Source organism: Marinobacterium jannaschii DSM 6295 (genome assembly GCF_000620085.1).
Classification (GTDB): domain Bacteria; phylum Pseudomonadota; class Gammaproteobacteria; order Pseudomonadales; family Balneatricaceae; genus Pontibacterium; species Pontibacterium jannaschii.
On record NZ_KK211064.1, the window covers coordinates 336,786 to 351,055 of the forward strand.

The following is a 14,270-nucleotide window of genomic DNA, read 5'->3' on the forward strand; positions in this document are numbered from 1 at the left end:
GCGCCTTTAGGGTTTCTTATGTTGAATAAAGTTTATTAATAACATCAGACGAAACCCATGCTAACGGGCATAGCGCAGTATGTAGCGTTAAGCCTAGCCTCGGTACTGGTGATCCCGGTGCAGCAGGCCAGCGACACAACGGAACCATCCAATCGGAACCATCCAATCGGAATTATCCAATGGCCAATGTACGCACGGCTCTTGAACTGACTGATATTCACAAATCCTACGGTGATCACGAAGTTCTGAAAGGGGTCTCCCTGTCTGCCAATGATGGCGACGTAATCTCTATCCTAGGTTCCAGTGGTTCAGGTAAAAGCACGCTGCTGCGTTGTATTAACCTGCTGGAACAGCCTAACAGCGGCAAGATCGTTGTGGGTGGCGAGGAGCTTGTGCTGAAAACCGCCAAGAACGGCGCGTTGGAAGCGGCCAACCGTAAACAGCTGGAACTGATGCGCTCACGCATCGGATTTGTATTCCAGCAGTTTAATCTCTGGCCTCATAAGACTATCCTGCAGAATATTGTCGAAGCACCGACTCAGGTGCTGGGACTGCCTAAAGATGAAGCGACTGCGCGTGCTCAGGAACTGCTGCATAAAGTAGGCCTGGCGCATAAACAGGATGCTTATCCGGGCAACCTGTCCGGCGGCCAGCAGCAGCGTGTGGCGATTGCCCGTACGCTGGCAATGGACCCGCAGGTACTGCTGTTTGATGAACCCACCTCGGCCCTCGATCCTGAACTGGTCAATGAGGTGCTGAGTGTGATGCGTGAACTGGCGGAAGAGGGACGTACCATGCTGATCGTGACCCACGAGATGCGTTTTGCCCGCGATGTATCCAGCCAGGTGGTGTTCCTGCATCAGGGACAGGTGGAGGAGATGGGGCCTCCCGAACAGCTGTTCGACAATCCCGAATCGGTACGTGTGCGGGAATTTATGTCCAGCCACAGCTGATCTGTTGATACTAATAACAACATAACTATACAAAGAGAACTGAAAATCATGAGCGTTCGCAAGATTATTGCTACAGCATCTGTCATCGCCGGAGCTATGTTCGCCGCACAGGGCGCGCTGGCCGGTGACAAAATCCGTATCGCCACTGAAGGCGCTTACGCACCTTTCAACATGGTTGATGCCAGCGGTCAGCTGACCGGTTTTGACGTTGATATCGCCAATGCACTGTGTAAAGAGATGAAGGCGGATTGCAGCATCGTGGCTCAGGACTGGGATGGCATTATCCCTGGCCTGCGTGCGCGCAAATACGACGCTATCATCGCTTCCATGTCGATCACCAAAGAGCGTCTGCGCGTGGTGGACTTTACCGAGCGCTACTACTCCAACGTACTGGCATTCGTAGCGCCTGAGGGCAAAACGTTTGAAACCAGCAAAGAAGCCCTGAAAGGCAAGACCATCGGTGCCCAGCGCGCCACGATTGCCGGTCAGTACCTGGAAGACAACCTGGCGGACGTTGTAACGGTTAAGCTGTACGACACTCAGGATAACGCTTACCTGGATCTGTCCTCCGGCCGTCTGGATGGCCTGCTGTCCGACAAGTTCCCTGCCTACGACTGGCTGCAGACTGATGCCGCTAAAGGCTTCGAATTCAAAGGCGCGGATATCGACATCAACGATGAGATCGGTATCGCAGTACGTAAGGGTGACAAGCTGAAGGCTAAGCTGAACGCAGCGCTGGACGCGATCCGTGCTAACGGCGAGTACGACAAGATCAACGCCAAGTACTTCCCGTTCTCCATCTATTAATCTGAGCTAAGCTCTGTATTAATCACCGGGTTCCGTCGGCCGAGTGTCGACGGAACCCGTCGTTTTTTTAACACAGGTTACTTTTCATGGATCTGCAAGGTTTTGGGCATCTGCTGCTCTCCGGAACCTGGGTCACGGTTCAGCTGGCGGTGGCCAGTCTGATTGTCGGCCTGATGTTCGGACTGATGGGTGCCGCGGCGAAACTCTCCAAGTCTAAAGTGCTGCGCGGCATCGCCACCGGTTACACCACTTTTGTCCGTGGTATGCCCGAGTTACTGCTGGTACTGATGCTCTATTTTGGTGGCTCGCAGCTGGTTGGTGTTATCGCCGGCCTGTTTGGCTATGAAGAATATATCGAGATCGGCCCGTTTGTGGCGGGTGTCGCGGCCCTGTCGATCGCCTTTGGTGCCTATGCCACCGAGGTGTTCCGGATGGCAATGATGGCGATTCCCAAGGGCCAGTGGGAGGCTTCCCAGGCCTTCGGCATGAGTCCGCTGAAAACCTTCTTCCGTATTATCCTGCCGCAGGTATGGCGTCTCGCCCTGCCGGGGCTGGGTAACCTGTTTCAGGTGTTACTGAAAGACACCGCGCTGGTATCGGTGGTGGGACTGAGCGATATCCTGCGTCAGGCGTCGGTGGCGATCAGTGCCACTAAAGAGCCGTTTACCTTCTACCTGGCGGCCCTGTTGATCTATCTGGCACTGACGGCAGTGGCTACCGGCCTGACCCTGTGGATGGAGAAAGTGGCTGATCCGGCTGCCCGGGGGACGCGCGTATGATGTGGGAATGGGAAGTTATCTGGCAGTATTTTCCGCGCCTGCTCGAAGGTGCCCTGCTGACCCTGGAGCTGGTGGTGATCTCCGGCCTGCTCGGCTTTGCCCTGGCGGTGCCGCTGGCACTGATGCGTGCGGCAGAGAGTGTCGTGCTGCGTGTCATCGCCTTCAGCTATATCTATATCTTCCGAGGCTCGCCGTTGCTGGTGCAGATCTTCCTGATCTACTACGGTGCCTCGCAGTTTGAGGTAATCCGTGAGTCGTTTATGTGGGAGTACCTGAAGCAGCCGTACTGGTGTGCCATTCTGGCGTTCACGCTGAACACGGCGGCCTACAGTGCCGAGCTGTTCCGTGGCGCGATCCAGGCGATCCCCAGGGGGGAGATCGAGGCGGCTCTGGCGGTGGGGATGAACCGGGTGAAACTGATCAAGCGGATCGTACTGCCGCGTGCCTTTGGTATCGCCCTGCCAGCCTATGGCAATGAGGTGATCCTGATGCTCAAGGGCAGCGCCCTGGCGTCGACGATCACTCTGCTGGACCTCACCGGCATGGCGCGTACCGTGATCGCCCGTACCTATACGCCGATCGAGATCTTCACCGCGGCCGGTGTGATCTATCTGGTGCTGGCGGGCCTGGTGATTCTGCTGTTCCGCTTTATGGAATACCGCTTTAACCGCTACCAGTACTATAAACACCAGGACGTACCGGCCAATATAGACCCGCGCCTGCGTGACGAGCATCTGGATACCTGAGGCAATGCCTCAGGAGCTACGAGCAACGGGCTGGTAGCAAAAAGCTAAAAGCGCTAAGGCCTCCATCTGGAGGCCTTTTTTATTTTCCTGGTTCCCTCACTCTGCGTGGTAACCCATAGCTATGCATTCCCACGGGGATCGTGGGAACGAGATATCCCAGCGACTCTCTAGGACTCTTTGCGGAAGGTTTCGATCAGCGCCGGATAGCCATCGCGGTAACCCGGATATTTCAGCCGGTAGCCACTGGCTTTCATCCGGCTGTTATCGCAGCGCTTGCTGCCGGCACGGCGGCTGTTTTTACGCTCCGTGATCTCAACACCCAGTTGCTCCGCCAGCCATTCGCCGATATCGGCCAGTGGTGCGGGATCGTCGTCGCTGGCCAGGTAGACCGGTTCGATCGCCTCATTGGCGCGGACTTTTTCAATCAGGTGGGCGAGGAAGCCGGCGCAGTCGTCGCGGTGGATGCGGTTGCCTCGTTGCACCGGCTCGCGGGCGGCGACAATGCCTGTGGCGACCTGGCGCAGCATATGGGTGCGGCCCGGGCCGTAGATGCCGCTGAAGCGCACTACGCTGGCAGGAATACCGCTCTCCAGCACTTGCTTTTCTGCCGCCAGCATAATCCGGCCGCTGAAGCGGCTCGGTTCGGTGGGACTGGTTTCGTCGACCGTCTCGCCGCCATTCTGGTGGTATACGCCGCTGCTGGACGTGAACATCAGCTGGCGGGGCGGTGTTGGCAGGGCCCTGAGCAGGTTGGCCATGCCATCGATATAGGCGCTCTGGTAGCCCGCTTCGTCATGCTGACTGGCGGCTACACTGTAGACTACGATATCCGCCGCGGGCAGCTGCTGCAGTGACACCGGATCGGACAGGTCGGCGCAGATCCCCTGAATACCGGGGGGGAGGTGCTTTAAATTACGGCGCAGGCCATATACCTTATAGCCTTTGGATATAAGTTGCTGAGCCAGCGCCGAGCCAACATCACCGCAGCCGGCGATCATTACAGAAAGGGACATGGACAGTCTCCGGTATTCAGTTCAGCGCCCATGATAGCAGAGGTACCGCTTCCGATGACTCTTACTGAACTTCGTTACATCGTGACACTGGCGCGCGAACAGCATTTTGGCCGTGCGGCCGAGCGCTGCTTTGTCAGTCAGCCAACCCTCTCTATCGCCGTTAAAAAGCTCGAGGAGGAGCTGGGAATCGCCCTGTTTGAGCGTAGTAAGAATGCCGTCCGGGTCACGCCGGTGGGCGACAAGATCGTGCGCCAGGCTCAGATCGTGCTGGAGCAGGCGGAAGCGATCAAGGACCTGGCCCATGAAGGTAAGGACCAGCTGAAAAGCCCACTGCGGGTCGGGGCCATCTATACCATCGGTCCCTACCTGTTTCCCCACCTGATACCGGAAGTGCAGAAGCTGGCTCCGGATATGCCGCTCTATATCGAAGAGAATTTTACCGAAAGCCTGCGCCTGAAGATCCGTAATGGCGAGCTGGACGCGATCATAATCGCGCTACCGTTTCAGGAGCCGGATGTACTGACCCGGGCACTGTACGACGAACCGTTCGAGATGCTGTTGCCGCCGGGGCACCCCTGGGCCAAAGAGGATGAGATCGACAGCCAGTCGGTTGGCAACACCGAGTTGCTGTTGCTGGGCGAGGGGCACTGTTTCCGCGATCAGGTACTGGAGGCCTGTCCGACCCTCAACCAGGCGATGCATGAACAGCACACCATCACTGAGGGCAGCTCGCTGGAGACTATTCGCATGATGGTTGCATCCGGCCTGGGGGCCAGCGTACTGCCATTGTCTGCGATCCATAACCATCAGTACCGTCAGGATACCGTTGTCACCCGCCCGTTTAAGGCGCCGCAGCCTACGCGCACCGTCGCTGTGGCCTGGCGTACCAGTTACCCGCGTCCCCAGGCGATTGATGTGCTGGTGGATGCGATCAGCCGTTGCCAGCTGATGGAGGTTGCTGAAACGGCATGAGTCAGCAGTTAGCCGATATACCTGTTACCGAACTGAAAGGGGTGGGAAACGCCCTGGCGATTAAACTGGAGCGCCTGGGAATCCACAGCATGCAGGATATGCTGCTGCACCTGCCGCTGCGCTATCAGGATCGCACCCGGGTGGTGCCGATTGGCGGCCTGCGTCCCGGCGACGAGTGTGTTATCGAGGCCGAGGTGAAAGTGGCGGATGTGGTGCAGGGACGGCGGCGCAGCCTGGTGTGCCGGATCCAGGATGGCACCGGTACTATGAGCCTGCGCTTTTTCCACTTTAATGCCGCGCAGAAGAACAGTCTTAAACCAGGCAGCCGCATCCGGTGTTTTGGTGAGGCCCGTCCCGGCGCCCACGGCCTGGAGATGGTTCATCCGGAATACAAGCAGATTGCCGGCGATGGCTATACGCCGATCGCCGAAACCCTGACCCCGGTCTATCCGGCTACCGAGGGGTTGCATCAGAACCGCCTGCGCAGCCTGATCGATCTGGCCCAGCAATACCTTAAGTCACATCCGTTAGAAGACCTGCTGCCGGATGCAATGCGCAGTCGCTGGCAGATGCCGGAGATTAACCGCGCTATCGCCTACCTGCACCATCCCCCGGCTGATGCCGACCAGGACCAGATGCTGGAGGGCAAACACCCGGCCCAGCGTCGCCTCGCCTTTGAAGAGCTGCTGGCGCATCACCTGTCGTTGTTAAAGCTGCGTGCCAAGACCCGCGAGCTCGGTGCTGTCGCATTGCCGTTTCAGGGCCATTACTGCCAGACCTTTATCAACAGCCTGCCATTTCCACTGACTAACGCCCAGCTGCGGGTCAGTCAGGAGGTGGCACAGGACCTGGCACAGCCCTGGCCGATGTTGCGACTGGTACAGGGCGATGTCGGCTCCGGTAAGACGGTGGTGGCGGCGCTGGCAGGATTACAGGCGGTGGAAAATAACCAGCAGGCGGCGGTAATGGCTCCGACCGAGATCCTCGCCGAGCAGCACTACAACAACTTCAGCGCCTGGCTGGAGCCGCTGGGCCTGAAAGTGGCCTGGCTGGCGGGCAAGCTGAAGGGTAAACAGCGCGAAGCCCAGCTACAGCTGATCCGCAGCGGCGAGGCCCATGTGGTGGTCGGCACCCATGCGCTGTTTCAGGAGGAGGTGGTCTTTGCCGACCTGGGACTGGTGGTGATCGACGAGCAGCACCGCTTCGGTGTGCACCAGCGCCTCAGCTTGCGGGAGAAGGGGCGTAACGGCCATATCACGCCGCACCAGCTGATCATGACTGCCACCCCGATCCCGCGCACGCTGACCATGAGCGCCTATGCCGATCTGGACTGCTCCATTATCGATGAGCTGCCGCCGGGGCGGACGCCGGTGAATACCGTAGTGATCGCTGATGAGCGTCGCGATCAGGTGATCGCCCGGGTTAAGGCCGCCTGTGCCGAGGGGCGTCAGGTCTACTGGGTCTGCACCCTGATCGAAGAATCCGAGGCATTGCAGTGTCAGGCGGCGGAAGTGACCGCCGAACAGCTGCGCGAAACCCTGCCGGAACTGCGGGTGGGGCTGGTACATGGGCGCATGAAGCCGGCCGAAAAAGCCGCCGTTATGGGCGAGTTTAAGGCCGCCGAGCTGGACCTGCTGGTAGCCACCACCGTGATCGAGGTGGGAGTGGACGTGCCCAATGCCAGCGTGATGATTATCGAAAATCCCGAGCGCCTGGGGCTGGCGCAGCTACACCAGTTGCGCGGCCGTGTTGGCCGTGGTTCGGTGGAGAGTTTCTGCGTGCTGATGTATCACGCACCGCTGTCAAAGCAGGGACGTGAGCGCCTGGCGGTGATGCGTGAAACCACCGATGGCTTTAAGATCGCCGAGAAAGACCTGCAGCTGCGTGGTCCCGGTGAAGTATTAGGTACCCGCCAGACCGGTATGATGGAGTTCCGTATCGCCGACCTGCAGCGTGATGCCGACCTGTTAACCCGGGTGAAACAGGTGGCCTCCCAGATTAATGAGCAGCCCCTGCATGCCGAAGCCATGATCGGACGCTGGCTGGGCCGGGGCGAAGAGTACGGTACGGTATAATCAGAAGGCCGGCTGCCTTTACAACCGGCCTGAGACCCGTACACTGCGCGCCTTAGTCTGCCATCCTAACCCTGTGTGGAAATAGCCATGATCCAGCCAACCCCTGAACAGCTAGAAATTATCGAACGCCAGCTGGGCCGTAAGCCCCGGGGACTGGTCGGGATCGCCGCGCAGACCGAAAGTGGCATTCCGCTGGTGCTGCAGATGCGTTCGTTGGTGGAAGACAAACCCTTCCCAACACTCTACTGGCTGTGCTCTAAGGACCTCTATCAGGCGATCGCCGAACTGGAAACCGCTGGGCTGGTGAAACAGCTGGAGCAGCGGCTGCAGGACGAAGAGGAGTTCCGTCAGGCGTTCCTGAAGAACCAACGCGACTACGTTGCCAAACGCTGGGCCGCGATGCCACAGGACGATATTGATCGTATCGAAGCGCTGGGGTTTACCGACCTGTTCCATAAATACGGCATTGGCGGTATCGCCCAGTGGGACAAGATCCGTTGCCTGCATATGCAGTACGCCCATTATCTGGCGGATGGCGAGAATGTAGTGGGACAGTTTATTGATTCAGAATATAGTTTGAGCGACCTTCTGATTACGCAGTAATTCAAATAGGTTAGTATCTGATCAATATTGAACGCTCTATACTGACTGTAATGGCCCGCGCTTATGGTTGATCGGTAGTCTTGAGCGTTTATTCCCTTTTATCGTGGTGATGGAGAGTGGATCTGTGTGCAGTCGAACATGGAAAGTTTGTTTTCTGGTACTGGCCATTTCAATTGTTCAGATATTTTCCGTGCGTTCGGCTTATGCTGACAGCCTGTTGGCCTGCTCTGCAGTCTTTCCCGATGGTATCTCCAGTAACAGCAATAGTGGCGAGGTTAAGTTTAACTGGGACACCCGGATAATCAACAGCCCCGATAACCAACTCGATACCAAGACATTAAAAGACAATTCTGGCCACCGCCATAATAGCTGTAACACAGCAAACTGCAGTGCTTCCGGTTCCCCCGCCCCCTCCGTCAATTACAATGATTTCCCGAACAACAATAATAACGTTGATGTTGGCTACAATCAGACTAAGACGATCTATCCCGGCAATTACAAAAATATCCGACTTGATTCCAGTGCACGGTTAACTTTGAAACCGGGCCTCTATAAGGTGCGCGGATCGATTAGCATGGGGAGCAGCTCACGGCTATTGGTTGAGGGTGATGGTGTTGTCCGTATCATGATAAAAGGTCGTCTGAATACAGGCGCCTCAATTCGCATCAATGATGGTGGCAAGGCCAGTCAGCTGCTTATCTATAGCCGGGATAATATATATCTGGCGAGTGGGGCTGCCGCGACGGGCTTTCTGTACGCTAAAAATGGCACTAAACTTGATAATCGGGCACATGTACAAGGCGCAGTCAGTGCTAAGAAAGTTGAGCTGATAAGTTCCGCATCGAAAGTAACCTATCAATCCTCAGAAGCAGCCGCTGCCAACTTTAATAACTTTTGCGGTACAGCTTCTCCCCCTCCGCCGCCACCACCGCCTCCAGCCGGTGGCAGCTGTAGCGCTATCTGGCCCGATGCTTTGCAAAGTCATGACCCGAATGGTCAGGTCGGATTTGAATGGCATTCCCGGGCCTATTACAGCCCTGATAATCGTATTGAAACAGTGCGGCTTGTTGATAACTCAGGCGGTACGAGCTGTAACAGTACCAGCTGTACAGCGACCTATTCGGCATCAGAAAAGCTGAGTTTTGACGGCTTCAAAAACAGCGGCGGCAATAATGTCAATTTAGCTTACAACCGAAGCAAAGAGATTGGCCCTGGTACTTACAGAAATATCACCCTCAATGGTAAGTCGACCCTGACTTTAAAGGACAGTGGCGATTACTACATTACGGGTAACTTCAGTGCGGCCTGGGATGCCCGGATCGTCGTTAGGGAGGGCAAGAAAGCCCGACTGTTTATCAACGGTAATTTCAGTACTGGTGGCTATGTTAAGGCCAATCGCTACGGCTCTCCCGAACAACTGCTTATCGTCACACGCGGCACCACTAGCCTGGGCGGCGAGGATCAGTTCCGGGCGGTGGTGTACAGTCAGGGCAATGTCTCCCTGGGTTACAACACCACGCTTAAGGGCAGTGTCAGTGGTAAAGAAGTGAATTTGGACTCTAACGTCCAGGTGCTTTACTACAAGGACAGCGTCAACAGCCTGGGAGACATCTGTAAAACCACAACACCTTCGCAACCGAAGACCGTCCTCGATTATCGATTCGACAGTTGCCGGTACAGTTCGGAGGTCGAAGACAGTTCTGATTCCTCCTATCACGGTACACCTCATGCTATCAGCGGCACTTCCGAGGCGCCGGTCGGCAATGGGCTTGACCTTTCCTCCACCGGTACCAGTGACTGGATCGATGTTCCTTCTTCAGCTATCGACGGACTGAATGACTTCTCGGTAGCGGTCTGGGTTAAAACCTCAGTGAGCAAAGACCAGCAGGAGATCATCCATGCACTGGGCAAAGATGATGAAGATGACCAGCTTGAAATCGCGCTTGAGGATTCGAAGAAGGTTTACGTCAAGATAGATGATGCTGAGCAAGCGCTGAGTAGTAAGAAAACTCTCACCGATGGTAACTGGCACCATGTTGTGATTACCCGTAAAGGGCGCAACGCCTGTTTGTATGTGGATGGCAGTGAGCAGAGCTGCAAAGCTAGCGTGGGCAGTGGAACGCTTTCAGTCACCAAGAGTAAAGCAGTTGTTATTGGTCAGGAGCAGGATTCCTGGGGCGGTAGCTTTAGTAGTGACCAGGCTTATGACGGTTACCTGGATGAGCTGAAGATCTATAGCAGCCAGCTGTCGGCCGACAGTATTAAAGCGCTATACGACTCCGAAAAGGCAGGAGCTGACCGGGGTGAAGTGGAGCAATGTGTAGTCGAAACAGGAGCCTCGACCTGGTATCAGTTCGACGATTGCTCAATCGATTCCACGATAGCAGATACCGACGGATCCAATAATGCGACCCCTGTCTCCGTTAAGCAGGATAGTGATGGTCAGATTGGTAAGGCACTGGATCTGTCGGCTAGAGGCACTTCTGACTGGGTAAAAGTGCCATCGGCAGTGGTTGATGGTCTGGATAAATTCACTATTGTTGTCTGGATAAAGACCTCTGTCAGTAAGAGTCAGCAGGAGATCCTGCATGCCCTTGGCAGCAGTACCAGTGATGATGAGCTTGAGTTGGCGCTGAAAAACTCCAAAGACGTCTATATAAAAGTACGAGATAAGTCGCAGACGCTACGCAGCGGTCAAAAACTTACTGACGGCGCCTGGCACCAGCTGGCGATAACCCGCGAAGGTAATACGGCTTGTCTCTATGTGGATGGGGTCTATCAGGAATGTGAAAGCAGTGTTGGCAGTGGAACCCTGTCGGTTCCAGAGGACGACGCCGTTGTTTTAGGTCAGGAGCAGGATGACTACTGGGGCAGTTTCAGTAGCAGCCAGGCTTTCGAAGGAAAACTTGATGAGTTCCGGATCTACAACAGCAAGCTCAACAGCACTCAGATCAGTGAATTCTATGGCTATGAGAGTTCCGGAAAGAACCCGGACGGATCGACGCGGGTTGATAGCTGTTCGGTCGCAGAACTAACTAGCCTGAATATTGCCGTCAGCGACGGCGTAACCTGCGAAGCATCATCCGTAACTATCGAAGCTCGGGATGCTGACGATCAGCCTTTTGCCCCAGAGGCTGGAACCCGGGTTACTCTTGGTTCAGACCCGGGTGGTCAGTGGTCTCTCAGTACGGGAGACTTCAGTCCAATCTCTTATGCGACATTTGACGGTGTTGAGAAATCAATTTCCCTGCGATTTTTGCCGTCAGCAGATGGGCTGTCTACGTTTTCAGCGGCTGTGGCAGGCAACAGTGCAGTCAAAGGTAGTGCAACTGCCAATTTCTACAATGCGGCGTTGAAGTTTTATTCCGAGACTAAGACTGAAACTATCCCCACCCAGATAGCGGGCAAATCGGCTGGCTTTAAACTGCGTGCTATCAAAAAGGATGATAGGGCTGAAGCCGGTGTATGTGTGGCGGCCGCCACAGGCGATCGGAATGTTACCTTTAAGCAGCTTTGTACCGACCCCAATAGTTGCCAAACAGGCTTTAGTATCGATGATAAAAGCGCAGCCGCTAATAACAGTGTTGTGGCAACGCTGAATTTCAACGATCAGGGCTGGGCAGACTTTAGCTACAGCTATGCCGATGCCGGTAAGGTGAAACTGACGGCCTCCATGCTGGTCGGCGTCGGAATTACGCCGGTTCAGGGCGAAAGTAATGTATTTCTCTCCAAGCCAGCAGGTCTTTGTGTTGAAGCTGTAGACGCGGCAGCCAGCTGCAATGATGCAACGGATCTGGCCTCCTGCAGCGCTTACAAGGCCGCAGGGAAGGCGTTCGGCATCAAAGTCAGTGGTCGAACCTGGGAAAGCGCTACCGAGGCGGATGCGCAGTTCTGTAGCGGCAACGCGATCACCAAGAACTTTAAGTTAGCCAATATTAAGCTGGATCATCAATTGGTAGCGCCTACCGGAGGCAAAGAAGGGAAGTTGAGTCAGACATCGGGTGCCGACCCTATTGCACTGAGTATTACCAGCAATGGAGAGGCCCGACTGGATGGGCTGAAGTTGAGTGAAGTGGGCGTCTTTAGCCTCAGGGCCGTGCCCCCGATCTATGAGGGGGAGGCGATAGCTACTTCGACGTCGGCGAATATAGGCCGCTTTACCCCAGCTTATTTCAGCAAAACAGATACCACATCCAAAGCAGTCGCTGCCTGCAACGGCTTCTCCTATATGGGGCAGCCGTTTAGTGTGGAGCTGGATCTTTCACCAAAAAACGACGCTGGAGTGGCGGTAGAAAACTATACCGGTCTCTTCAACCGTAAGACGGGTGGCACGCTGAGCTATGGGGCGGTAAGTGGCGCTACTGATCTGGATGCGCGAGCACCAAGTGACCTAATTCTGACCGATAGCCATATTGGCGGTGGACTAATAACGGCGCCTTTTGTCTTGTCGCGTGACGGTAATGGTCCGGATGGTCCTTACGATGCGCTCAATATCAGCCTTGGCTTTAGTGATGCCGATAGTATTCCAATGGAGTCTGAACCGGCAGACGGTAATGCTGATAGCCTGAGTATTGGTACCACATCGCTGCGCTATGGCGTGCTAAAAATAGTGGATAATAGTCAGGTGGCAGATGACATGACACCGCTGACGTTGGATATTACCACCCAGTATTGGGCGTCTGGCAGCTATGTCACGCCTCCGGCAGGGGACGATAGCTGTACCTCCCTCACCGCAGCTAATTTCCAGGTCAGTGTGCTGGATGATGCTACCGGCAATACTACCGACTATGCGCAAGGTGTTTTGACCAATTTGACGCTGGGCGACGGAAGTACCACCGGGACGCTGGGGGGCGCCCTGAATGATATCAATAGCCCTTACCAGCTAAGTCTTAGCGCACCGGGGGCTGGCAATACCGGAACCCTGACTGTTACGGTCAGCCCGGATGCCTGGCTGCAAACAGAAGCCAATGCAGATCCCCAGGCTACGGCAACCTTCCAGGTTAATGCGGCTGGTACCCCTGCCAATGACCGGGTGATCTACTGGCTGGATAACTAAGTGTAGGAGGCGCAGTCTGGCAACAGGCTGCGCTTTCTGGCGATCTGTTTAGGTCGTTCGAGTAGAAAGTCGCAAGAGACAAACAAAAAGCCCCGTATGTGAACATACGGGGCTTTTCTGTTTTGAGCCAGTTAGATGGCTATAGGTGGCTGATCAGCTATGCTGCTGGTACCAGTGTACTGCCTGGGTACGGTTGCTGACGCCAAGTTTACGGTACAGGTTGTAGAGGTGGGTCTTTACCGTATGGTGGCTGAGGAACAGTTCACCGGCGATCTCCACATTGCTCTTGCCCATCGCAGTCAGGCGCAATACGTCCAGCTCACGGTTGCTCAGGTTAGCCTTGGCTGCCAGGTTTTCTACCTTCGGCGGACGGCGTAGCTGAGCCAGCAGGCGCATATGAGTGCGGGCGAACCAGTAGCCTCCGTCGAGGATCTCGCAGATACCCTTCTTGATCAGGCCATCGTCCATGTCGGTTGTAAATATACCGCTCAGGGCAGGCCAGCGCAGGGCATCATCGACGACAAGTGTTGTTGGTACATTCAGCAGAGCGACCAGGCTTCCTGATGTCTCCTGCTGAACAGCTTGCAAGTGTTCCAGAGCGTCCGACCAGGTGATGCTGGCGCAATCAACCAATACCAGTCGCTTATTGCCGGGCTCGTGAGCATCGACACTTTGGATAAGCTCTGATGGTACTGCGAGCATGCCTTTAAGCTGCTCGATGAGTGCCTGGTTTCTGGAGGCGATCTGAATATGCCTGATGGCAATTGATGGCGGTGCTGAATTGGGCATAGCCTTTATCTGGTCTCTCTGTCCGTTGAGTCTGGCTTACTGTCGAAGCCCTGAGGCTTTAAGCTCCTTAGAGTGACTCCGAATAACGATATGGAATCAGTATAGCGATGGAATTTCAAGATTGCTGCATCGCTTGTTTTATATTAACCAGAAAAATGTCTTAGTGGTAAATACAAAAAAGCAGGCTGTCGCCTGCTTTTTATGCACTTTTTATGCTTGACCAGTCAGCTGCTTATACTTTTCCATCAGCTGAGCTTCGTTTTCTTCGTGATCCGGATCCTTCGGAATGCAGTCTACCGGGCAGACTTCAACGCACTGTGGTGTATCGTAGTGACCGACACATTCGGTACATTTCTTCGGATCAATTTCGTAGATCTCGTCACCCGGTGCGATCGCCTCGTTAGGGCACTCCGGTTCGCATACATCACAGTTGATGCATTCGTCTGTAATGATCAATGCCATGGTTGGCTACCTCAC

11 protein-coding genes are annotated in these 14,270 nt (G+C 55.3%); 8 read left to right on the plus strand and 3 right to left on the minus strand.

The window, feature by feature from the left end:
* Positions 1-179: 179 nt before the first annotated feature.
* The 4 genes from Q354_RS0117410 to Q354_RS0117425 all read left to right on the plus strand — a co-directional run bounded on the left by Q354_RS0117410 (position 180) and on the right by Q354_RS0117425 (position 3,285).
* The gene (locus Q354_RS0117410; RefSeq protein WP_027858710.1) at positions 180-953 is read left to right on the plus strand and encodes an ABC transporter ATP-binding protein; all 774 of its coding nucleotides are present in this window, start codon (positions 180-182) and stop codon (positions 951-953) included.
* Between the two features lie 48 nt (positions 954-1,001).
* Positions 1,002-1,760, plus strand: coding sequence for an ABC transporter substrate-binding protein (locus Q354_RS0117415; RefSeq protein ID WP_156948410.1), 759 nt, complete (start codon positions 1,002-1,004; stop codon positions 1,758-1,760).
* Between the two features lie 86 nt (positions 1,761-1,846).
* Positions 1,847-2,539 (plus strand): ABC transporter permease, encoded by a 693-nt coding sequence (locus Q354_RS0117420; RefSeq protein WP_027858712.1) that lies wholly within the window; start codon positions 1,847-1,849, stop codon positions 2,537-2,539.
* Entirely contained in the window at positions 2,536-3,285 is a 750-nt protein-coding gene (locus Q354_RS0117425) for an ABC transporter permease (protein WP_027858713.1), read from the plus strand. The genes Q354_RS0117420 and Q354_RS0117425 overlap by 4 nt, the downstream gene beginning before the upstream one ends.
* A gap of 167 nt (positions 3,286-3,452) precedes the next feature.
* Here Q354_RS0117425 and Q354_RS0117430 read toward each other — a convergent pair whose 3' ends face one another.
* On the minus strand, positions 3,453-4,298 hold the full coding sequence (locus tag Q354_RS0117430; RefSeq protein ID WP_036230357.1) for an SDR family oxidoreductase: 846 nt from the start codon (positions 4,296-4,298) through the stop codon (positions 3,453-3,455).
* 54 nt (positions 4,299-4,352) lie between these two features.
* Here Q354_RS0117430 and Q354_RS0117435 point away from each other — a divergent pair, with 54 nt between their 5' ends.
* From Q354_RS0117435 to Q354_RS0117450, 4 genes are all read left to right on the plus strand, one after another.
* Complete coding sequence (locus tag Q354_RS0117435) at positions 4,353-5,270, plus strand: hydrogen peroxide-inducible genes activator (protein WP_027858715.1); 918 nt, start codon at positions 4,353-4,355, stop codon at positions 5,268-5,270.
* Positions 5,267-7,345, plus strand: coding sequence for an ATP-dependent DNA helicase RecG (recG, locus tag Q354_RS0117440; RefSeq protein ID WP_027858716.1), 2,079 nt, complete (start codon positions 5,267-5,269; stop codon positions 7,343-7,345). The genes Q354_RS0117435 and recG overlap by 4 nt, the downstream gene beginning before the upstream one ends.
* Positions 7,346-7,432: 87 nt before the next feature.
* Entirely contained in the window at positions 7,433-7,948 is a 516-nt protein-coding gene (locus tag Q354_RS0117445; protein ID WP_036230359.1) for a DUF501 domain-containing protein, read from the plus strand.
* A gap of 109 nt (positions 7,949-8,057) precedes the next feature.
* Positions 8,058-13,004, plus strand: a complete 4,947-nt coding sequence (locus tag Q354_RS0117450) for a LamG domain-containing protein (protein WP_084332652.1) — start codon at positions 8,058-8,060, stop codon at positions 13,002-13,004.
* A 153-nt stretch (positions 13,005-13,157) separates the two neighbouring features.
* Here the strand turns inward: Q354_RS0117450 and Q354_RS0117455 are convergent, their stop codons facing one another.
* Together Q354_RS0117455 and Q354_RS0117460 are read right to left on the minus strand one after the other, a co-directional pair.
* Positions 13,158-13,793 carry a helix-turn-helix transcriptional regulator gene (locus Q354_RS0117455; protein ID WP_027858719.1) on the minus strand — a complete coding sequence of 212 codons (636 nt, stop codon included), beginning with the start codon at positions 13,791-13,793 and terminating at the stop codon, positions 13,158-13,160.
* 210 nt (positions 13,794-14,003) lie between these two features.
* Positions 14,004-14,255 carry a YfhL family 4Fe-4S dicluster ferredoxin gene (locus Q354_RS0117460; protein WP_027858720.1) on the minus strand — a complete coding sequence of 84 codons (252 nt, stop codon included), beginning with the start codon at positions 14,253-14,255 and terminating at the stop codon, positions 14,004-14,006.
* Positions 14,256-14,270 lie beyond the last annotated feature (15 nt).